The organism is Dyadobacter arcticus (genome assembly GCF_011762185.1).
GTDB lineage: Bacteria > Bacteroidota > Bacteroidia > Cytophagales > Spirosomataceae > Dyadobacter > Dyadobacter arcticus.
This window is the reverse complement of sequence record NZ_JAASQJ010000001.1, coordinates 825,531-848,057: the sequence shown is the minus strand read 5'-3', so window position 1 is coordinate 848,057 and position 22,527 is coordinate 825,531. Positions and strand designations below refer to the sequence as shown.

Sequence of the window (22,527 nt, the reverse complement as noted above, 5' to 3'; positions counted from 1 at the left end):
TTTCTATGAAAGTCGTATTGCTAGCAGGAGGTTTTGGCACCCGCATTTCCGAAGAAACGATTACAAAGCCGAAACCAATGGTTGAAATCGGTGGTAAACCGATTTTATGGCACATCATGAAAATATATTCCTCCCACGGTTTCAACGAATTTGTAATTTGCCTGGGCTATAAGGGCTACTTCATAAAGGAATATTTCGCTAATTATTTCCTGCATCAGTCGGATGTCACATTCCATATGCAGGAAAACAGAGTGGAAATACACAATTCGCAAGCCGAACCCTGGAAAGTAACATTGGTAGATACTGGGGTTGACACAATGACGGGAGGTAGGGTTAGGAAAGTAAAGGAATATCTAAAGAACGAACCATTTTTGTTGACTTATGGGGATGGCGTCGCAGATATTGATGTCAAAGAATTGGTACAGTATCATAAGGCTCATCAGAAACTGCTCACTGTAACAGCCGTACAGCCCTCAGGGAGGTTTGGCGCTTTGGACATTTCAGAAAATCAAGAGGTTATTTCCTTCCTTGAAAAACCAAAAGGTGATGGTTCTTGGATCAATGGTGGCTTTTTTGTCTGCGAACCCGCTGTCCTTGATTATATTGCAGACGATCACACTATTTTTGAGAAAGAACCTCTTGAAAATATTGCGCACCAAAGCCAGATGGTCGCTTACAAACACGGCGGTTTTTGGAAACCTATGGACACGTTACGTGATAAACACGAATTGGAAAGTTTATGGGATTCGGGAAAAGCTCCTTGGAAAACCTGGTAAATATTGACATGGACTATCAGCACTTAACACATTACTATAAAGGCAAACGCGTTTTTTTGACTGGGCATACCGGCTTTAAAGGTTCCTGGCTTCTGAATTGGCTTTATCTTCTTGGTGCAGATATTAAAGGCTACTCGCTTGCACCCTTAAATGATTTCGATTTGTTCAATGCAATCGAAGGAGATAATATGTGTGTATCGGTTATAGGCAACATTCTTGACCGGGAGCATTTCTTAAGTGAAATATTGTCTTTCGAGCCGGACTACATATTCCATTTGGCTGCGCAGCCACTGGTAAGATTATCTTACGAAGTACCTTCCGAAACATTTTCTGTCAATGCGATAGGAACCGCACATTTAATGGACGCCGTTCGTCTGTTAAAACAGCCTTGCAACGTTATTCTCATTACAACTGATAAGGTTTACGAAAATAAAGAATGGCACTACCCTTATAGAGAAATTGATCGTTTGGGCGGTTACGATCCATACAGTGCCAGCAAAGCCTGCGCAGAAATAATCATCAGCTCTTATCGAAACTCATTTTTTAACAGCGCAAATTATTCTATTCATCGCAAGGCAATTGCCAGTGCAAGAGCTGGAAATGTCATTGGTGGTGGTGATTGGGCGCAGGATCGTATCATCCCAGATATTGTCAGGGCTCTTCTGAAAAATGATAAAATTGTTGTCCGCAACCCTTATTCTATACGTCCATGGCAACATGTTTTAGAACCACTTGGGGGCTATTTACATTTGGGAACAAAAATGACAGAAAATCCCATCTTATATTCGGATAGTTGGAATTTCGGTCCATTAGCAGAAGACAACCTTACCGTTGAAAGTTTAGTCAAAATTTCACTGAGTATTTGGGGGAATGGTAATTATGAAACCCCTGTGAAAAAAGAAGAATTGCACGAAGCGGGACTTCTTAAGTTAGACATCAACAAAGCGATGAACATCTTGAAATGGAAGCCTAAATACAATGCTCGTGGCGCTATCGAGAAAACACTGGAGTGGTACAAAATATTTGAAAACGGAGAATCCATTAGTTCCTTTACACAATACCAGATATCTGAATTTATAAATGCCAAATCATAAGATATTCCTGACAGGCGCATCCGGGTTTATAGGATCGCACCTTGCCGAATTTTTTATCGGACAGGGATTTCAGCTAATGGGTTTGAAGAGACATACATCAGACTTGTGGAGATGTGAAGAATTTGCTGATCAGATTACATGGATTACCGAAGAAACCCTAGAAGAAAACTTACTGACTTTTAAACCAGATATAATCATTCATTTGGCCTGGTCTGGGATTAGCGCTTCGGATAGAGAAAATTGGCACTTGCAGTTTTCAAACCTTCAGCTAATTATCGACCTGACGAGAATTGGAAAATTGATATCTGTCAAAAAATTCGTAGCATTTGGATCGCAAGCCGAGTACGGCAACATAGAGGGCAGGGTTGACGAGACTATCCATCCGATACCCAAGAATGCATATGCGGTAGCCAAACTGGCGGCTCAGAAAACGGTAGAAATATTTTGTGAGCAGAATGATATACAGTGGTACTGGCTTAGGATTTATTCGGTTTTTGGACCGAAAGAGGACAAAAAATGGTTTGTCCCGATGATCATTGATCATCTGCTGAACGACTTGCCTTGCAACCTCACCCGATGTGAGCAACAATATGATTATCTTTATGTGAAGGACTTAGCCAAAATGGTGCTGACGGTTATCAACAGTAATGACAATCATTCAGGGGTTTATAATTTATCTTCAAACCAATCTAGATCGCTGAGATCTTTAATTACTGAGATAAATGACATTATAGGGTCAAAGTCAGTTTTATCTTTTGGGGCACTTCCCTATCGACAAAATCAGTCCATGCACATAGAAGGAAACAGCGATTTATATAACCATGTTTTCGGAGCATTTACCGGGTATGATATGCGTGCATCATTAATAGAGACAATTGATTATTACAGAGGCGAAAATTGAATTGAGAATGAAAGTATCTGACTTTATTGCGGCATTTATTCACAAGCAAGGTATCAATGTCGTTTTTGAAATGGCCGGAGGCATGATAACCCACATACTCGATTCCATTGCAAGTTACGATGACATCAAAATTGTGAGCATGCATCATGAGCAGGCTGCCTCTTTCGCTGCGGATGCTTTTGGCCGGGTGACAGGTCGACCAGGTGTGGCACTTGCAACATCCGGGCCAGGTGCAACCAATTTGCTTACCGGGATAGGAAGTTGCTATTTTGATTCATCTCCTGCCATTTTTATAACTGGCCAGGTAAATCTTCATGAACAAAAAGGTGATTTAAAGATTAGACAGCTTGGATTTCAGGAAACTGATATTGCAACGATGGCCGAACCCATCACAAAAGCGGTCTATCGTGTAAAAGATGCTTCGGAAATAGAACAAGTTTTTAAAAGTGCTTTTCTATTGTCCCTGAATGGTCGCCCCGGACCTGTTTTGATTGATATCCCAATGAATATACAACGAGCCGATATAGAGGTTGGTGGTATAGAATATTTGGATAAAGAGAAGAATATTACCTCCGAAGAGAGTGCCTACAAACGAGTATGGGATCAGATAAAAGCATCAACCAACCCGGTAATTCTGGCGGGTGGCGGAATCAGATCTTCGGGCTCGTGGTCCTTGTTCCAGGAGTTTGTTGATACTACTGGGTTGCCTGTCATTACATCATTACTTGGGATTGATGTATTACCCCGAACAAACGAACACAATGTCGGTTTTTTAGGTGCTTATGGTAATAGATGGGCAAATTTGGCTATTGGTGAAGCCGATCTCATCCTTGTTTTAGGTAGTCGCTTGGATATTCGCCAGACTGGCGCCGATACCGGTTTTTTCAGCACAAAAAAAATGATACATGTCGATTGTGAAATCGGTGAGCTTAATAATCGGATAAAAAACTGCCATATTGTTCACGAAGATCTGATCGCTTTTTTCACAGGTATATTAGCCTATATTAACGCAAATAATGCGAAAATTGATTGCTCTGAGTGGAAAGACAAAATCAGGGATTTGAAAGAAGCGTGGCCGGACGTGAATGAATTGCCAGACATTATGGGAATCAACCCTAATGTATTTATGCATAAAGTCTCACAAAATGCAGGTAATGTATCTGCCTGGATTGCAGACGTAGGCAATCACCAGATGTGGGCTGCACAATCTTTGGAGCTGGTAGATGGACAAAGATTTTTAACTTCTGGCGGAATGGGCGCAATGGGTTTTGCATTGCCTGCAGCGATAGGCGCTTGCCTGGCCTCCAGAAGACCAGTAGTTGTAATTGCCGGGGATGGAGGGTTTCAGCTAAATATCCAGGAACTTCAAACCATTTTCAGGAACAATCTTCCTATCAAAATGATCGTGATCAACAACAATAATCTTGGTATGATCCGTCAGTTTCAGGATAGTTACTTCGATTCGCGTTATCAGTCTACTTTTTGGGGCTATTCAGCTCCCGATTTTGCCAAAGTTGCCAATGCTTATGGCATCCAAGCTCAAACAATAAAAGAAGACGAGGAAATTGAATCAGCAGTAGAATGGTTTCTGCATGACGACGATGATTTGAAGCCTAAACTTCTACAGGTTATTGTGGACTCTTACGCTAATGCTTATCCGAAGATTGCCTTCGGCAAGCCATTGACAGAGATGGAGCCATTTGCAAAACCAATCGCCATGGAAAGCACTTGATCGCGTTCCTGAGCATTAAATGAATCTCCTAATAAGATTAAACACATATTAAGAACGGCAAGATTGACCCGTAGGGCTTTCTTCATTAAGTGAAACCAATGGAACAAACACCACACCATTTTAATAACATTGATAGTAGTCTTATAGAGCAATTACTGCCTATTTTAAAGAAAAACACCACAAGAGAAATCATTGCAGGTACCGACTATATACCTGTTACTGGGAAAGTTGTAAATGAGCAGGATCTTCTCCTCGGAATCGATTCGATGATGGACGGATGGCTCACAACCGGCCGGTTTGGGAAAAAATTTGAATTCCAGTTTGCAAAATATTTTGGGTCAAAGTTTTCTGTTTTAGTTAATTCAGGTTCTTCCGCTAATCTTTGTGCATTTTATGCGCTTACCTCTCCGAAGCTTGGCGATCGCCAAATTAAGCCAGGTGACGAAGTGATAACAGTGGCTGCGGGATTTCCAACTACCGTCAATCCCCTCATACAATACGGAGCAATACCTGTATTTATCGACGTTGACATTCCTACTTATAATATCAAATCCTCGTTGATAGAGCAGGCAATCACTCCAAAAACAAAAGCCATCATGATTGCCCATAGTTTGGGTAACCCTTTTGATCTGGACACGGTGATGGAAGTGGCTAAAAAATACAACTTATGGGTTATTGAAGATGATTGTGATTCGTTGGGCGCCACGTATAGGGGACGTAAAACTGGTACTTTCGGCGACCTCGCAACGGTATCATTTTACCCCGCACATCACATTACAATGGGTGAAGGAGGAGCAATTCTGATTAATAATCCCAAACTGAAAATGATCGTTGAAAGCTTTCGGGACTGGGGAAGGGATTGTTATTGCGAAACAGGCAAAGACAATACCTGCCGCAAACGTTTTGAATGGCAACTGGGAGACCTTCCGTTTGGCTATGATCATAAATACACCTATTCGCACATCGGTTTCAATTTGAAGGTCACGGATATGCAAGCCGCAGTAGGCCTAAGCCAATTGCAAAAAGCAGATCATTTCGTGGCTAAACGACGCGAGAACCATAAATTACTATATGCAGCCCTTAAACCCTTTGAGGATCATTTTATTCTGCATGAAGCAACGCCTAATAGTGAACCGAGTTGGTTTGGGTTCATGATTACCATTAGGGATTCCAGCAAAATTAACCGAAGTGATCTAACACAATACCTGGAAGAGAATAAAATCGGGACTAGGCTACTCTTTGCTGGCAACCTGTTACGCCAGCCAGCCTACAAAGGAATAGATCACAGAATCATAGGTGACTTGACCAATACCGACATTATAATGAACGATTCTTTCTGGCTTGGCGTCTGGCCTGGATTAAACGAGACGCATTACTCATATATTCAAGAAATGCTTACAAAATACATAAGCATAAATTTGTAATTCAATGTGCGGAAAATCTAAGATTGGAGTTGCAATACCTACCTACAAACGAGAAAATTATCTTCGGATTTTGCTCAAAACCATTCCAGACAATATTGATGTGGTGATCAGCGATAATGGAAATAGCTGTTCTGCAGAATTTAAAGAGGAATTCAAAAATCGCAAATTCATTGGTACAAATCATGTTATTGCTCCACTCGAAAACTGGAATAATGCCGCGAGTAATTTAGACACTGAGTGGATTTGTGTAGCATGTGATGACGATATCTTTTTCGAAAATGCCTTCAGGGAATTTCATGTTTATGAAGATAAATATCCTGATGCCGAAATGATCATATTTGGGCATAAGAACATCGACGAAGAAGGCAAGGAAATTAATTCATGGAAAGTTGATACACTGAAAGTCCTGGACGCACCAAAAGGTTACGACATATTCAAGTATGGTGTAAATGCAAGGATCATTGGAGTAGTTTTCAAGAAAGACCTATATAATAGAATAGGCAAGTTTGACGAAACATTTAAGGTCACCGCTTCCGATAGTGACTTTATTCAACTTGCTCTGCTTAATTGCAAATCAGTATTTGTACCTGAAACAACCGTTGGTTACAGAGTTTGGAAAAAAAGCGCAACTGAACAAACTATCGCAACAAAGGAGTGGATGGAAGAAGTATTTTACTGGCAATCAAAGGTTGCGGCAGAGCTGAGAAAGACAAATTATAGTAATCAGGATATCAGGAAAAATACAAACGAAGTGATTGGGCTAAATCTTATTGGAGGTTTGAGTTCATTAAAAAAACAAAATAAAGGTATTTTTGTTTCACTCAAATATCTTCTACAATTCAAATATCCGGTTTACGCTACTGTTAAAACCCAATTAAGAATAATGACATGTCTGTTGAAAACCGCATTATAAATTTAGGTAGGGCAAGTAAATCGTTGTCAATTTCATTTGTAAGTCAAATAACCACTTCTGCAGTAAGCTTTATTGTCGTACCTCTGCTTATTCAATACCTTAGCAGAGAAAAATATGGCTTGTGGGTTACTTTGGTTTCCCTGGTAAGCTGGATTCTGATGTCTGACTTCGGAATAGGCTACGGGTTTCGAAACAAAGTAACAGAATATTTAGCTGATAAGGATTTAGTCAAATTGAATAGACATTTTAAAAATACCTTTCAATATTATTTAATTATTACATTTCTTGTTACTCTATTTTTTCTTTACGTATTAGCTAACAATCCCATTCTAAGTAAGCACAAGTCCCTGTCACTCATCATATACCTGCCCTATATTATATATTTTCCATTTAGCATAAGCAATCAGATACTGCAAGGACTTAGACTTGTTCATTACACTGCGTTAATTGGCCTTTTAAGGGCGTTACTATGGTTTTGTTTTATTGCAATTATAATTCATTTTGAAGGAAGCAGTAACTTAATCAATATTGCCATTGGTTACAGTCTTATTAACTCAATAGTGAATGGGATTGCTGTTTACCTTGCTATTACAAAGTCTGACATTACGGTACCAAATTTTAAAAGTTTATTCACACCACCCGTCATTGATAAGACACTAGTAACCGGGATAAAATTTTTTGTCCTGCAAATTAGCTCGTTACTAATGTTCTCTATGGGTAATTACTACGTATACTCCAATCTAACACCCAGTGACACGGCTTACTACGATACGATAAATAAAGTATATACTTTATACATGACATTCTTTAACATGATTATTTCCGTCTTTTGGTCAGAAATTGTTTTTCAAAAAACCTCGGGGGATTTTGCGAAGCTTCGAACAACTTACAAAAGACTACTAGCTATATCCCTAATTGTGTCCCTGGGATCTTTTGCAATCATGTTCATAGCTCCATTTTTTATCTCTTTCTGGACAAATAACAAAATTCTCATCAACAAAAAGGATTGTTTACCGTTTTCTTTTTTGGTTTCAGTTCAGTCTCTCGCATATTCCGGAGCAGTCTTCCTAAATGCATTTGAGAAGGTTATGCCTCAGGTAATTTTGGCAATCGTTAGTATTATTCTGATTTATCCATTAATACAATTAGGCTTTAAGCATAATACGGGAATTGGCACCGTCCCATTAGTTTCCGGGATATTGGCTTTGCCGGCATTAATAATATGTCACGTATTTGCATTACGTTTAATAAGATATAACGCTCAGTATGACATTCATTCGGAATTTTCCTCAGGAGGTTGAAACTATAAATTGTAGATGCTTCACAATAAATAAAAAGGTCTTATACACATAATGCTATGATAAACTTAATAAAAAGAAAATTAGAATCTCTTTTTTCAGGCTATAAGTCGTCTTTAAGTTCCGATTTGGAAAACATTAAGGTTTCACAAGGATTAATTTTGAATAAACTCAATTTAGGGAATAGTACGCCACTAATACTTGATGATATCACGAAAAGTGAGTTCAAAATATTTTCGCAGTGGGGTGATGATGGAATAATAAGCTTTCTAGTAAGTTATTTAGAAATTAAAGATAAAAGATTTGTGGAGTTTGGGGTTGAGAACTATACTGAATGCAATACAAAGTTCTTATTAATCTCTCAAAACTGGCGCGGCTTAATAATGGATGGATCGAATAAAAATATGACATCACTCCGTACCAGTGATTTGTATTGGAAATTTGACATTACTGCCGTTGATGTTTTCGTAACAGCCGAGAATATTGATTCACTATTAAAAGATAATGGATTCTCCGGAGAAATTGGCATTCTGCATATTGATATAGATGGCAATGATTATTGGATTTGGAAGTCCGTAACCGTCGCAAACCCGATAATTGTGATAGTCGAATATAATAGTATCTTCGGTTTCGAACAGCCTTGGACTATTCCATATAATCCATCATTTGTAAGAACTGAGGAACACTACTCAAACCTTTATTACGGCACATCGCTATTATCAATCTGCGACTTAGCTGAGGAAAAAGGTTATCATTTCATTGGATGCAATTCAAATGGAAATAACGCCTATTTTGTAAGGAAAGATTGGATAAAAGGTCTTAGAGTAGTCTCTCCCCAGGACGGTTACATTGAATCCAAATTTAGAGAAGCGAGAGACGAAAATGGCACTTTGACATTTGTCACCGGCTCTGAACGCCTAAACCAACTTCGCGGAAAAAAAATCCACAATACCCGAACTAATTCATTAGAAGATATATGACAATGTTTAGAGGCACTTTCCCCGAGTTGGGACGAGTTCGTTACTAAAATTTCTCCGCAGAATTTAATGCCCGTCGTTTAAAACACATGAAAATACTTGTAATTGGTTCGAAAGGGTTTATTGGAAGCCACGTGGCCAGCTTTTTCAAATTGATCCCTGATTCTACGGTTTTCGAGTGCGATGTAATGGTAGACTATGAAAAAGATAATTATTTTCTGATTGACTCGACTAACTCGGATTATCATACTATTTTTCAAAATACTGCTTTTGACGTTTGCATAAATTGTTCCGGAGCAGCGAGTGTGCCGGACTCCATCAAGAATCCATTCCGCGATTTTACACTGAACACCTATAATGTAGTCAAAATGCTCGATTCGATCAGAACGAATCAGCCCGGCTGTAAATTCATAAACTTATCAAGCGCTGCGGTGTATGGTAATCCCGCAGAAATACCAATACACGAAAATTTGCCTTTGAACCCCATATCCCCATATGGAATTCACAAGATGCAGGCAGAGCAAGTTTGCCAGACATATTCTAGATTTTACGATATTCCTACCTGTTCGCTCAGAATTTTCTCGGCGTACGGAAACGGTTTGAAGAAGCAACTATTCTGGGACTTATTTCAAAAAGCAAAGAAAGGACATGATATCGAGCTTTTTGGAACTGGGCAAGAGACCAGGGATTTCATCCATGCAGATGACGTGTCAAAAGCGATCCTTTGTTGTCAGCAGAAAGCTGAATTTAAAGGTGAAGTTATTAATGTCGCGAACGGCGAGGAGACAACAATAGGCTCTGCGGTTGAAATCTTCTATTCTTTTTTTCAGGGAACGAAAAAAGTGCACTTCAATGGTATGGTAAAAAAAGGCGATCCTTTAAACTGGCGAGCGGATATTTCAAAACTTAAAGGAATGGGTTACGTCCAATCAGTCGATTTATATGATGGATTGTTAAAATATTATCTATGGATCAGCCAGTTGTGAGAAAACAAATCGGTTTGCTATTCGTCTCTTCCTACAAGTATTGGGCTGGGGGAATTATTTATATGCTGAATTTAATCCGGGCGCTCGACTTGTTAAATGATAATGAAAAACCTGAACTTTTGATTTTTTATGGAGCCGAATCGCCTCTGGATGATGTCATTGATCTCAACTATCCATATATAAAATATCATCAGATCAACAGTGACAAAGCGATTGTTAAGGCTTATTTGAAATTTAAACGAATCCTTACAAGGAAATCTGCATTCTTTTCGCTGCTTCCAGAGATTGTATACCCTTATAATAAACATTTCTTTCTGGGAAAAAAGCCTATCAACTGGATCCCGGATTTCCAGGAGTGGTACCTGCCGCAAATGTTCTCCGAAGACCTTATCCGAAAGCGCAAAATGGGCCAGCGCGAGATAGCGGACGGCGGTGGTGTCGTCGTTTTCAGTAGTAATGATGCAATGAACGATTTTAAAAAGTTCTTCCCGGATCACAAATGCGAACTTAGATTGCTAAAATTTGCAAGCATACTACCCGATTTCAGCTACTTGAATATCAAGGACATTTGTGGTAAATATGACATTGAAGGAAGATATTTTATGTCCCCAAATCAGTTTTGGGTTCATAAGAACCATACCGTTATTTTTGAGGCTATTGCTTTGCTCAAACAGGACAATCTTGACTTCAGTATCGTATTTACTGGGAGCCAAACCGACTACCGGAATGCGGAATACTTTGAAAAATTGAAAGATTTTATCGCAAAAAATCAAATTGAGAAATGGATCAAATTTCTGGGCTTTATTGACAGAGCGGAACAATTATGTCTTATGGCGAATGCCGAGGCGATTGTCCAACCTTCACTGTTCGAAGGCTGGAGTACCGTTGTAGAGGATACAAAAGCAATGAATCAATACATACTGCTGAGCGACATTCCGGTTCATCGTGAACAAATCAACAAAAATTGCCATTTTTTTGACCCTACTTCGCCTGCGCAGCTAGCCGCATTGATCAAAGAAAATGTTCTGTCGAAACCGCAGATAGAGAGAACCGATTATTCCCGAAACATACGTGAATTTGCTTATACCGTATTAAATGTTCTACAACATTGAAACCGGTAGCCGGTTCCCAGCCAGTAATCTTATGACTTTGCCCCCTAAAATATCCATTATAACCGTTGTCAGGAACGGGGAGCAATATATTGAAAGCGCTATTAAGAGTATTATTTCTCAAACTTATGAGAATATCGAATACATCGTTATTGATGGGAAATCCTCAGACGGAACCGTTGAAATTATCAAAGAATTTGAGGATTGCATTACACATTGGATTTCAGAACCTGATAAAGGAATATATGACGCGATGAACAAAGGGGTTAGGTTTTCGACAGGGGAATGGATACTTTTTATCAATTCGGATGATTACCTATTAAATGATCATGTCATCGAGCAAGCTGTTCCGTTTCTGAATAAATGCACGAATCTCATTGCTTACGGACAGGTGCAGATCTCATTTTCTGCCGGAGAAGATAAGACATCCGGTGATGAATGGGATAAGCTTAAATATAGATTTCGGAATGTCGCGATGTGTTTTCCACATCAGGGAACATTCCATTCAAAGAGGTTATTCGATCAGGGATTATTTGACAACTCATTTAAAATAGCCGGAGACTACGATCTTCTTCTGCGGCATTTGAAAAATAACGATGCCACCTTCATACCGGTTTTGATAGCCAAAATGAGGGCTGTGGGCATCAGTAACAATGCGGGAAAACTTTTGTTATTGAGGGAGACAAGGCGAGTGCAGGTAAAGAATGGTATTTATAAGCTGGTACCTTCATATCCCTGGATCATTTCAGCAGCTAAATTAATAGTGACAAATTTCATCATCCGTTCAATTGGCATCGATGGAAAGGACAAGTTGAAAAAAATCCTTGGAAAACATAATTGACGATCCTTCTCAATGGGATTTACAATGCTAAAAAAAATTTGAATGGCGATATACGTTTTCATATACCTGGCATTCTTCTCTTTTGCAAATTTTGACTTATTCCTCTCAGGCAGAAGGAAAATTGTTACGCTATTTCTCATGGCGTGCCTGGGATTTGCTATTATTTTCATTGCGGGAATGCGCTGGGAAACAGGAACGGACTGGGGAAATTATCTTAGCTATTTCAGGTCTATTGAGAATCGCCCTTGGGGAGGGTCTGGAATGGAGATCGGTTATGAATTCATTGTACGAACATTTAAGGCGATCATCAGTAGCGACCCTACTCCATTTTTATTCTTTTGCGCTGCGTTTATTGTTTCGCTCACTTATTATACGTTGTTCGAGCACAGCACCTACCCATTATTTTCATTATTTCTGCTGATATCTTACAGTATGGTGGGCAGTGGATTTGGTGTAAGACAGGACCTCGCTATTGCCCTGACCCTTTTCTCCGTTACATTCATCGCTGATAGATCTTTTGTCAAATTTGCAATTGTGATGTTTCTAGCTGCATTGATTCATAAATCATCACTTATTTTCTTTCCTGCCTATTATTTGTACACTTTTAAATGGAGTGTGCTGAAATCCATCATAATTATTTTGGTGGTGATCATATGCGTACTCATGTCCGAAAGAATAATGGAAATATTTGGCTCCCTTATATCCGAAAACAAGACTGAAATATATTTAGAAATGGGGCAAGAAACCGTTACCAACCCCTACATAACGCTTGCGAAGGGTCTTGCCGGCAGACTACTATTCTTCATTATTGGCATATTATTCGTGACATACGGAACTGAAAAGGATGATTTTTACAATGGAATATTCAATCTCTATGTATTTGGCATTATCCTTTACGCGATATTCTCCCCTGTCAATCTAATTTTCGGTAGGCTCGCCAGGCCATATGATATTTTCCAGATTCTACTCATTCCACTCGCCTATTACCAGGCAAAACGGAAATATAAGATCCTCATTATTTCCGTTGTTTTCGCTTTTTCAATTGTGAAATTTTCGACTTCCATGAGATCTGATGGCGGTGTTTATATACCGTACAGAACAATACTTACCGAATAATTGGCTGGATACTTATGATTTATATTGCAGACATTGCATCAGTCGGTTCTCAGCACGAGCAATTCAATATCTCGTTTACTAAATTGGTGGAATTGAATAACCCCGGAATGGAATTGGTATATTTCAGCGATGCTTCTCACAGTTCCATCTTGGCCGGCCGCCTCGAAAATGTAACGTTTAAAGATGTTGACATTTATAAGAACCGGGGAGGTTTCCAGGAGTTTATAAGAGGATTTTGTCAGTACAGGGACTTATCTAATATTGTTCGGAATGCGGATCAAATCGGTGCAAAAACGGTATATGTTTTATTATTACATCCTTTTGGTCATCTTCTGTTTAAGCTTTTTACAAAACATCACGCCAATGTGCGGATCGTCATACATGGTGAATTAGAATCAGTTCGGTTCAACAAGCATTTTGTTAATAAGATTTGGGGATATTTTTTAACAAAAGCATTTGCACTTCAAAAACCTGTTGTTCAGTACATCATCCTTGGTCAAAGCATATTTGAAAACCTGGTAAAAACAGTTCCGTCATTCAAAAGGCAGAAAGCTTTTATACTTGATCACCCCTACCCTTTTGAGGAAAAGCCTCTAAAAAGACCGAGTGAAGGAAAAGTAGTTTTTTCATCACTTGGGGTAGCTACACTGGCTAAAGATTCGCAGTATCTATTTGAAGTTGCTGGTCGGGCGCATCAACTTGGTTTCGCGGGAAATGTAAAATTCAACGTCTGCGGAAAGGTATACAAGAATATGGAACCCTATCTGAACGACTTTGTACATTACAAGGCAAATCATGAATCTCTCAGCAGAGATGAGTTTGACACGCTTTTATGTGAGTCAGACTTCGCGGTTTTTTATTATAACAACGTGCATTATTCGCTTTGCCCCAGTGGCGCTTTTTGGGATGCTATTAATGCTGAAATCCCGCTTTTATTTGTCAAAAACGACTATTTCGACTATTACGCAAAAATTGCCGGGCCTATTGGCGTAGCATTCGACAATCCTCAGGATCTTAATGAATACATTCTTCAATTGGCAACAAAAAATCTGCAATCCAACACAGACTATCCCATTTACGTAGCAAACATCCGAAGAGTAAAATACGAGCACATGAATTTCGCGAATCTTTCGGCACAGTTGAAAACCATTGCCTAGCATTATGGGAAGCCTTCACGAACGTTACTTGTGCACGAGATCTCGGTTTATAATAACGGTATTTTCACCCATCTGACCAAAACTGTAATTAGTAAACGTTTGATTGATTGCCAAAAAAAATGGCTTAGAGCAGCCTTCCTGCATCCAGTCATGCAGTTCTATAATAATCACCTTCGTTTTGGGGAGCCAATTCTCAAAATTTTCACTAAACACCTGTTTTTCAGCTGTTTCGATATCCATTTTCAAAACATCAATAAATTCGAGATTAAACTCCTGAACGAGATCATTGATGGTAATTGTATTAAATGGCAGGTCATGTCCATCCTCCAAATCCGTCACTTCTTCCGTTACCATTCCCCATTTACCCAAACCATATTTATCCACGGTTCGAGTTCGCAGATTTTTGCACCATAACCCTGCTTTTTTTAGGTGAATGTCGCGGTAACCGGCAGTGTTCTTCCTTAGCATTTCGAAATTCTCATCATCCGGTTCAATAGCTATGATCCTGGCGGATGGATATTTGTTTTTGAAGTAGACACTGCACAAACCAATATTTGCACCCCCATCAACGATCGTCTGCGGTTCAAAATCAAGCTTGATATTATATTCGTGCTTCATAAAAATTTGACCAAAAACATCTTCATCAGAAGTGCCCGGCCGCAGGTGCACCGGTTCTTTCAAATGTGGAAGGGAAATAATCTTATTCGTTTTTAGCTTTCTTCCAATAAGATATTGTATTCCTCCAAAAATGCCAAGGTTAATTAGATAAGGAAGTAATTTCTGTAATGACTTAAGCATGATGTATAGTTTAATAAAGTTGAAAATTTAGCATTGATTCTTAAAGCTCTGAAAGCAATTTTGTAATTGTTTTACCTGCTACCTTCCAGTTCAACCTACTTTCGTATTCATAAAAAGAAGATTCAGCAAGATCACTATACGACTTCCAATCCGTGAATGCAGATGCGATGTATTCTGCATAAGAATTTGTGTGCGAATCCAGCCCAAAAGATTTTCCGTTCAAATCATCTTTAATAATGGTCGGAATACCGCCAACATTGGTTGTGATACACGGCAACCCAAATGAATTGGCTTCGGAAAAAACAACTGGCGTGCAATCCGCGCGGGTAGGGAGGATTAGAAAATGACACTCTGACAGCAATTTGGTTATGAGTTCGGCGCCTTTTGGATCAGCCTTGCTTATAAAACCATAGTTCTTCACATATGATGGTACCGTTACGATAGGTAGCTCTTTGATGCCCACAATATGCAGTGTTGTTTTAACCCCAATCTGGTTTAGCTTCTTGACAATCGCCAGCGCAATATCACCACCTTTTCGCTCCCAGTCCACTGCCAGGAAAAGCAAATGGCATTCCGTTTTACTCCTTTCAGAAACCATTAGCTTGATTTCGCTCAGCTTTTTTCCCGAGTCCATATTGGAGCCAAATGGTACAACTTTTACTTTTGCGGGATCAGCGCCGTAATGCTGGATTGCCGTACCGGCTGCCCAGTCTGAGGAATAAATCGCCAACTGGCATGAATCCAGTGCGTTCTGGTCTATAATGTTTCCGCTTTTAATTGTTGCAGGAGAAAGATTCGATAAATTTTTATAGAAGCCGGTCATCCCTGCGAAGGTTCCATCCGTGTAAAATGCTTTCGGCTTTTTGGTTTCAAGCATCGAGATGGGAATGGAACTGGGACTGAAAACGACGTCCGTATTCGGCTGCAAAATCGCTTCTATTTGTCTGGCATATTGCCGGGCAGTATGTACCTCGCGACCAAAATCAAAGTCTTTTCTTAGCAACTTGAAATACAACTTTTTGAGGTACATACTGGCAGACGGGGACGACTGCAATTCCCCAATATAGTTTAGCCGATTATCTTGTTGTTCGAGCGCCTTCGCGATCATATAGCCCAACCCGGACCAGTTATGAATATCGAGGGCATTATACGTCGTCACATAGGAAATGTTCATTCGTTTAATAAAAGCTTGTATTTTGCAAATCTAACACCTTTCCGAAAATCAGCTTAAACCAATGATCCATCGGAAAGAAACTGGCAAGATATTGGCTATGATATTGATTCGCGCCCAACAATTCAAATAAAGTCCATAAAACTATACTGACTACTTTGTTATGAAATCAATTTTTCTGAGCATTCAAATTGTACTGGCCGTCTGCTTTATGCAGGAACTACAGGCGCAAAATCGTGAGAAGATGCTTCGGGATAGTACAATTAAATACGGCGTCTCGATCGAACCTTTTTTGAAAAGCGTGAACGCAGGAAAGATGATCAAGGATTTCAACTATTCACCCTACATTAACAAATTTCTTAAAGAGCATAAATACGTCAAATTTCCAGCATATCCAATTTCGATTGGCATCGACGAATCTTTCAAATATCCAAGCCACATACTTGTCAACTCAGGTAACAGGCTTTATTTCCCGAAAGGAAGTTCATTGATTTGTCCGGAGTCGATGAAAACAAATGGCTACATGGTGTTTATCGCCTGGGATGTAAAAGACGTTTTTATCGATGGCATTAGTCTGGTTGGAAGTAAGGCAAATCCAGACTATAAGACTTCTATGTACGGAGCGGGTATTGCCATGTACGGAGCAGAAAATGTGCTTATTTCTAACGCTTCGGTTGTGAAAAATTCCGGCGACGGTGTTACTGTTCGGGTGCAGTGGAAGAAACAGAGTCAGAATATCACTATCAACAAACTTAGGATTATTGATGCTACCAGGGTCGGAATGCTTGTCACGGGTATTATAAATGGCAAATTTAACAACATATATATAGAAGGTACTGGGGAAACGGACAAAGCTCAGGTTGTGAAACCACAGACTGCATTGTCGTTTGAGCCGAATGACTGCACAAGCAAATATGTAAACTGCAAATTCAACAATCTTGAAACGCGCAACAATCTTGGACCGATACTGGCAACAACCAACTTCTACGCCATTTTCACCAATAATACCTGCGGAGTGAATAAAATTGATATACTAGTCAATAATTGGAGGGATTATACCGATGATCCGAATGCTTATGGTGCATCGTTTGATGTGGCCAGCGGTGATATGAGTGCTTATGATACCAAAGATATCTCCGGTACATTCAAAATAATCAATCCTACCATCATCAAAAATACCGCTAAACCAAACTATTATTTCTTTCATGGCACAGGCGAAACGCGCAAAGGTGGTGTGAAATACACATTAACCAATCTCAAACTGGTACATCAGGGTAAAGCGTTCAATCTGAAAAACAAAGGGATTGATGAGAAGGTGAAAACGCTGATCGATCAGGCGAATAAGAGTAATAAAGTGTCCATTAACTAGGCGTTTTCATAGAATTGGATTATCCTCTGCGGCTTTATCCAGTACTGTTGCTATAATGGCAATTTAAATTTCTAATAAATATCATCCAAACGAGTGCGCAGCACAATACTTTTCGATAATATTAACTATTTGTAGAACTAATTTTGAAATTGTAAAATTTGTTTTGTAGAAATTTTTAATAATTTTACCAAAAAATTACAAATTTCTTAATCTACAAATCGTGATTAAATCACTACAAGTTCGAATAATTTCTATATTGCTTCTGGTCTCAGCGTCGATTTTCACTCATGGAAAACCCCTGATTGATCCAATCAAGTTTACAGTTTCAACGAAAGCCACACACGTTGGATTAAATGAAGAATTCCAAATTGACATCCGGGCTGCTTATATGCAGATCCCTACCAACACCGTTTTTGTTTTTGAAGGGTCTAATGCATTTAGGTTAAAACTCATTCTCCCAGACGGTTTCGAACAGACCGGTGGTTCCTTTACAGACTTCGTTGGCGATGAGCTTTCATCCAGAAAACCTTACGTTTCATACACATTGAAAGGAAAATTTACCCGTAACTCGGGAGATGGTGTATTTCAGTTACTACGAAGTCATAGAAAAGCAGATAATCAAAGTACCTACGTAGCGGTTTCAAAGCTATCTTTTCATCCCGACGACACTTCTGAACGGGTTGAAGAAGATTCTGCTGCGCGGATTTCTCTGGTAAATACACTTAGCTACATTCCATATCTCACCATTGCACAGCTCAGAACCGGGATGGCCGATACGGCGAAAGCAGTTTTTATCACCGATGAAGGAAGATTCGGTTTATTCCGGCATAACCCTTCCTCAACTGCTCCCGACGATGCGGCCATGACAATACTCGCTCCGGGCCGGAGATATGAACGCGTTTACGAGGGGGCGATTAATGTATCCTGGTTCGGAATTATTGCAAATGGTACCACAGATCAGTCGGTTGCAATTCAAAAAATGCTTGATAATGTCAAATACAGGAATGTGTTTTTCCCAAAAGGTACATCGCCGTATAAAATCAAGTCTATCCGGATTTGGAGCAATTCCACGCTAACCTTTGAAAACGGAACTGTCGTGGAGGGGATGGGTACATTGTCTACCGCTCAGAAAATCATGTACATGTATGATGTCGACAACATCACTATCAAAGGTAATGGAGTAATATTCAGAGACTTGCGCGCGGGTTATACAAGTGGTCAGCACCGACATATTTTTTCCATGGAGGGATGTACTAATATTGTGCTGGAAGGAATGGCTGCAAACGATAGCGGCGGGGACGGATTTTATGTCGGTTCAGGAAGCGCACGCAAAGTGAGTGAGAATATCAAGCTGATTAATGTATCAGCCAACAATAACAGAAGACAGGGTATCTCGGTGACATCGGTTAAAAACATTGATATCATTAACCCAGTTCTCACCAATACAAATGGAGAAGGTCCGCAAGCCGGTATAGATCTGGAATCTAGCATACCGGAACAACGACTTGAAGGCATAAGAATAGAAAACCCGGTGACTGGGGGCAACCGAGGACCTGGTATTTGCATTAGTCCGGGGGTACTTGCAGGAACAGACCGCCTCATCGATATTGTAATTTCCAATCATGTCGATGATGGAAGTTCTTTTGGTCTCCTTGCAATTTCTGTAAAAAATGTCTTGGGTGGATCGGTGACCATTGAAAATCCAGTTTGGAAGAATAATAAGTACAATGCTTTCGTAGCCCGCAACTGGGGATATCGGGCTTGTGCCGTGATGGTTATTAATCCTACCGTGATTAACAATAATACTTTGGCAAGTAATTCTCCGAGTGCGAGTGCAGCATTTCACATTCACAGAGAAACCGCGGACACCGGAGACACGCACATTGGGAATATCCATATATTTAATCCCAAAATCTCTGACACCAGAGCCACAAAGCTGATTCACCGGGCATTTACTTTTAAAGACTGGAACAGCACTAACAAGATTCTCAACTGCAGCATTGTCAGTCCAATTAAATCCGCAGATTACTTCCCAATGAACAACATGATTGTAAATACAGAACTCAATTTGACTGATCCTAACAACACGATGGTCCACGAAATTGGGAACAATGGCACGATTGCAGATTACACGTATTTCAGGCCATTATACATTAATCAGACATCTACATCAGGAAGAAACGTGGTACTTGGAAAGGTAAATGCCGGATTTCCCGAACTTACGATTGAAGTAAGGACTCCTTACAATATTTACATAGTACCTAATGCAACGGACAATATTATGCCCATTTCTTCAGGCAATGGAAGATGGATCACGAGCAAAGTGGTAGGCAGCAAGATGAAATTGCGCAAAACGCAAGACAACACCTGGACCGTCGTAGAAATGACCGGGACCTGGACCTTGCAGCCATAATATTCCTATTTTAAATAGTCAGCCGGTAACCATATTTACCGGCTGTTTTTATTTTCAGCCTGAATCGAAAAGCAAAGACTTTGTATGCTTTGCTGGCAAATTGATAAATAGCGGTATTTTTACCAGCGAAATAAAACACACTAAGCGTTTATATGCTTTCAGCAGCACTCTCATCACAAGACCCATTCCAGTTACACTACATCGCTACGCAGCAATTTCAAGTTGATTTTGTTATTGCAGAAGTAACCTCAACTTACTCATTTTCAAGGAATGACATCTAAAAATATCCTTCTCTTGGCGCATGATGGTGAAGATTTTTATAAGGCCCGCATGCCATTTGCTCGATACCTGATCCAGGATGGATTCCGTGTATTTGTGATTGTGCCGCAAGATGAATATTCAGATCTTATTCATAATGAAGGCATTGAAGTTCAGCATTCCAGTATAGAAAGAGACAATACAAATCCGGTTAATTTAATCAAAACGATTTCTGGTATTCGCCGTTACGTCGAAAAAAACGATATTGACCTTATACATTCGTTCAAGTTCATACCAAATTTTATAAATGTTGCCTCAAATCTTTTTAACCGGAAGAAGGTTGTCCTTCACATTGCTGGTCTGGGTATCGCATTTGCCAATAACTCATTCAATTACAGGCTTATAAGAATTATATTCAGAATTCTGTTCTTTTTTCAGTTTCTTCGTGCCGACCTGGTGATTATTCAGAACCCGGACGATTTCAATGATTTTCTTTTCAAAAACAGTTTCCGGAATAAGATAAAAGTGGTTAAAGGGAGCGGCGTAAACATTGAGTTCTTTAATCCAAAGAACAAGATCAGTACAGATAAGAGCAAAAGCATTTTTCTATGCACAACTCGCCTGATCTGGGAAAAAGGGATCGCTGAAATGGCAAAGGCTTTTGACTCGCTTCCTGAGAAAATCCGGTCAGATGTGGAACTGCTCATTATTGGCGATCCGGACACTAAAAATCCCAGGGCAGTTTCAGAAGAATTTATTGATCGCTATAAAACAAATCCAACGATTCGGTTTTTGGGTCGAAAAGCGAACATTCAGGATTACCTAAACTTATCCCAAGTTTTTATTCTTCCAACTTATTACAGGGAAGGGATTCCGCGAAGCATTTTGGAAGCCTTGGCGTGTGGCCTGCCCATCATTACAACCACCGTTCCAGGCTGTAATTTGACGGTCAAGTCGGGAGAAAACGGATACCTTATTGAGCCAAGATCCGTTGATGAAATCAGGACAAGCGTAGAAAAAATGTTATCACAAAAAACACACTGGAAAAAAATGGGTGAATATAGCCGAAAACTAGCAGTTAGTGAATTCTCCGAGGAAGTTGTATTCGGTCAAATTGTTAATTTGTATAGCAGATGAAAGTTTTAGTCACAGGCGCCGCTGGATTCATTGGTTACCACCTCGTAAAAAAATTGATAGCTGCAAAAGTTGATGTAGTTGGCCTAGACAATATCAATGATTATTATTCGGTTGAGCTTAAAAATAACCGTTTAAAAGATTGCGGCATCAACGTTAACGAGCATGATGTTGACTACACAAGTGCCGAGGGTAATTACAGGTTCTTGAAAATAGATCTTCTTGATTTTGAACGGCTATTGCTTCTTTTTCAAGAAAATTCATTTGACTGCATTGTGAACCTCGCAGCTCAGGCAGGAATAAGATATAGTTTGGAAAATCCCAGGAGCTACATCAAATCGAACATTGAAGGTTTTTTCAACATATTGGAATGCTGTCGCATTAATCCTCCTCAGAAACTTGTATATGCAAGCAGTTCCAGTGTTTATGGCTTAAATACAGAACAGCCATTTGCGATAAGTCAGAAATCAGAAACACCCATCAATGTTTATGCTGCCTCGAAGAAGACCAATGAGCTCATGGCCCATGCATACAGTCACCTCTACAACTTCACAACAGTTGGTTTAAGGTTTTTCACCGTATACGGCCCTTGGGGGCGCCCAGATATGGCTCCATTTTTATTTGCAGAAGCCATCCAGTCAGGTAAGGCCATCAATGTTTACAATAACGGGGATATGAAGCGTGATTTTACGTATATAGATGATATCGTTGAGGGTATCCAAACAGTTTTGAAAACGGAATTTTCCGAGAAATATCAGGTATTTAATATAGGTAATGGAAAGCCTGTTGATCTTATGTATTTTATTAAATGTCTTGAAAATTCGTTTAGCAGGAAGGCTGAGGTAAACCTGAAAGACATTATCCCGGGTGATATCGTCTCCACTTGGGCTGACACCGAAGCGCTTGAATCTACAACCGGATACCGTGCCAATACAAACGTTGAAAAGGGAGTCGATCTGTTCGCTAATTGGTATAAGGACTACTACAAACAATCCTGAAAATTGACAATCAGAGATTAATGTTAATAAAGGACGTCCAAAGTTAGAATACATGCATTTTT

At 39.6% G+C, this 22,527-nt stretch carries 19 protein-coding genes; 17 read left to right on the top strand and 2 right to left on the bottom strand.

Going from position 1 to position 22,527, the window contains the following annotated elements:
* Positions 1 to 5: 5 nt before the first annotated feature.
* The 13 genes from rfbF to FHS68_RS03580 all read left to right on the top strand — a co-directional run bounded on the left by rfbF (position 6) and on the right by FHS68_RS03580 (position 14,324).
* Complete coding sequence (gene rfbF / locus FHS68_RS03640) at positions 6 to 776, top strand: glucose-1-phosphate cytidylyltransferase (RefSeq protein ID WP_167267288.1); 771 nt, start codon at positions 6 to 8, stop codon at positions 774 to 776.
* An 8-nt stretch (positions 777 to 784) separates the two neighbouring features.
* On the top strand, positions 785 to 1,870 hold the full coding sequence (gene rfbG / locus FHS68_RS03635; protein WP_167267286.1) for a CDP-glucose 4,6-dehydratase: 1,086 nt from the start codon (positions 785 to 787) through the stop codon (positions 1,868 to 1,870).
* On the top strand, positions 1,857 to 2,771 hold the full coding sequence (locus tag FHS68_RS03630; RefSeq protein WP_167267284.1) for an NAD-dependent epimerase/dehydratase family protein: 915 nt from the start codon (positions 1,857 to 1,859) through the stop codon (positions 2,769 to 2,771). Before rfbG ends, FHS68_RS03630 begins: the two co-directional genes overlap by 14 nt.
* A gap of 7 nt (positions 2,772 to 2,778) precedes the next feature.
* Positions 2,779 to 4,503, top strand: a complete 1,725-nt coding sequence (locus FHS68_RS03625) for a thiamine pyrophosphate-binding protein (protein WP_167267282.1) — start codon at positions 2,779 to 2,781, stop codon at positions 4,501 to 4,503.
* A 98-nt stretch (positions 4,504 to 4,601) separates the two neighbouring features.
* Positions 4,602 to 5,927, top strand: a complete 1,326-nt coding sequence (gene rfbH / locus FHS68_RS03620) for a lipopolysaccharide biosynthesis protein RfbH (RefSeq protein ID WP_167267281.1) — start codon at positions 4,602 to 4,604, stop codon at positions 5,925 to 5,927.
* Positions 5,928 to 5,997: 70 nt separating this feature from the next.
* A complete protein-coding gene (locus tag FHS68_RS03615) occupies positions 5,998 to 6,840 on the top strand; it encodes a glycosyltransferase family A protein (protein ID WP_167267279.1) in 843 nt (280 codons plus the stop codon).
* Complete coding sequence (locus tag FHS68_RS03610) at positions 6,816 to 8,141, top strand: lipopolysaccharide biosynthesis protein (protein WP_167267278.1); 1,326 nt, start codon at positions 6,816 to 6,818, stop codon at positions 8,139 to 8,141. Before FHS68_RS03615 ends, FHS68_RS03610 begins: the two co-directional genes overlap by 25 nt.
* Before the next feature lie 56 nt (positions 8,142 to 8,197).
* Entirely contained in the window at positions 8,198 to 9,118 is a 921-nt protein-coding gene (locus FHS68_RS03605) for an FkbM family methyltransferase (RefSeq protein WP_167267276.1), read from the top strand.
* An 86-nt stretch (positions 9,119 to 9,204) separates the two neighbouring features.
* Positions 9,205 to 10,101, top strand: coding sequence for an NAD-dependent epimerase/dehydratase family protein (locus FHS68_RS03600; protein ID WP_167267274.1), 897 nt, complete (start codon positions 9,205 to 9,207; stop codon positions 10,099 to 10,101).
* On the top strand, positions 10,083 to 11,213 hold the full coding sequence (locus FHS68_RS03595; RefSeq protein WP_167267273.1) for a glycosyltransferase: 1,131 nt from the start codon (positions 10,083 to 10,085) through the stop codon (positions 11,211 to 11,213). The genes FHS68_RS03600 and FHS68_RS03595 overlap by 19 nt, the downstream gene beginning before the upstream one ends.
* Positions 11,197 to 12,051 (top strand): glycosyltransferase family 2 protein, encoded by an 855-nt coding sequence (locus FHS68_RS03590; protein WP_167267271.1) that lies wholly within the window; start codon positions 11,197 to 11,199, stop codon positions 12,049 to 12,051. The genes FHS68_RS03595 and FHS68_RS03590 overlap by 17 nt, the downstream gene beginning before the upstream one ends.
* A 42-nt stretch (positions 12,052 to 12,093) precedes the next feature.
* Positions 12,094 to 13,167 (top strand): EpsG family protein, encoded by a 1,074-nt coding sequence (locus FHS68_RS03585; RefSeq protein ID WP_167267270.1) that lies wholly within the window; start codon positions 12,094 to 12,096, stop codon positions 13,165 to 13,167.
* 14 nt (positions 13,168 to 13,181) lie between these two features.
* Positions 13,182 to 14,324 carry a hypothetical protein gene (locus FHS68_RS03580; RefSeq protein ID WP_167267268.1) on the top strand — a complete coding sequence of 381 codons (1,143 nt, stop codon included), beginning with the start codon at positions 13,182 to 13,184 and terminating at the stop codon, positions 14,322 to 14,324.
* 24 nt (positions 14,325 to 14,348) lie between these two features.
* On the opposite strand, the gene FHS68_RS03575 is transcribed toward FHS68_RS03580, so the two are convergent.
* Entirely contained in the window at positions 14,349 to 15,122 is a 774-nt protein-coding gene (locus FHS68_RS03575) for an FkbM family methyltransferase (RefSeq protein WP_167267266.1), read from the bottom strand.
* A gap of 40 nt (positions 15,123 to 15,162) precedes the next feature.
* Entirely contained in the window at positions 15,163 to 16,296 is a 1,134-nt protein-coding gene (locus FHS68_RS03570; RefSeq protein WP_167267264.1) for a glycosyltransferase family 4 protein, read from the bottom strand.
* A 160-nt stretch (positions 16,297 to 16,456) separates the two neighbouring features.
* Here FHS68_RS03570 and FHS68_RS03565 point away from each other — a divergent pair, with 160 nt between their 5' ends.
* The 4 genes from FHS68_RS03565 (at position 16,457) to FHS68_RS03550 (ending at position 22,465) form a co-directional block, all read left to right on the top strand.
* A complete protein-coding gene (locus FHS68_RS03565; RefSeq protein WP_167267263.1) occupies positions 16,457 to 17,662 on the top strand; it encodes a hypothetical protein in 1,206 nt (401 codons plus the stop codon).
* A gap of 220 nt (positions 17,663 to 17,882) precedes the next feature.
* Positions 17,883 to 20,075 (top strand): glycoside hydrolase family protein, encoded by a 2,193-nt coding sequence (locus FHS68_RS03560; RefSeq protein ID WP_167267261.1) that lies wholly within the window; start codon positions 17,883 to 17,885, stop codon positions 20,073 to 20,075.
* A gap of 270 nt (positions 20,076 to 20,345) precedes the next feature.
* A complete protein-coding gene (locus tag FHS68_RS03555; RefSeq protein ID WP_167267259.1) occupies positions 20,346 to 21,470 on the top strand; it encodes a glycosyltransferase family 4 protein in 1,125 nt (374 codons plus the stop codon).
* Positions 21,467 to 22,465 carry an NAD-dependent epimerase/dehydratase family protein gene (locus tag FHS68_RS03550; protein ID WP_167267258.1) on the top strand — a complete coding sequence of 333 codons (999 nt, stop codon included), beginning with the start codon at positions 21,467 to 21,469 and terminating at the stop codon, positions 22,463 to 22,465. Before FHS68_RS03555 ends, FHS68_RS03550 begins: the two co-directional genes overlap by 4 nt.
* The last annotated feature ends 62 nt before the right edge of the window (positions 22,466 to 22,527 follow it).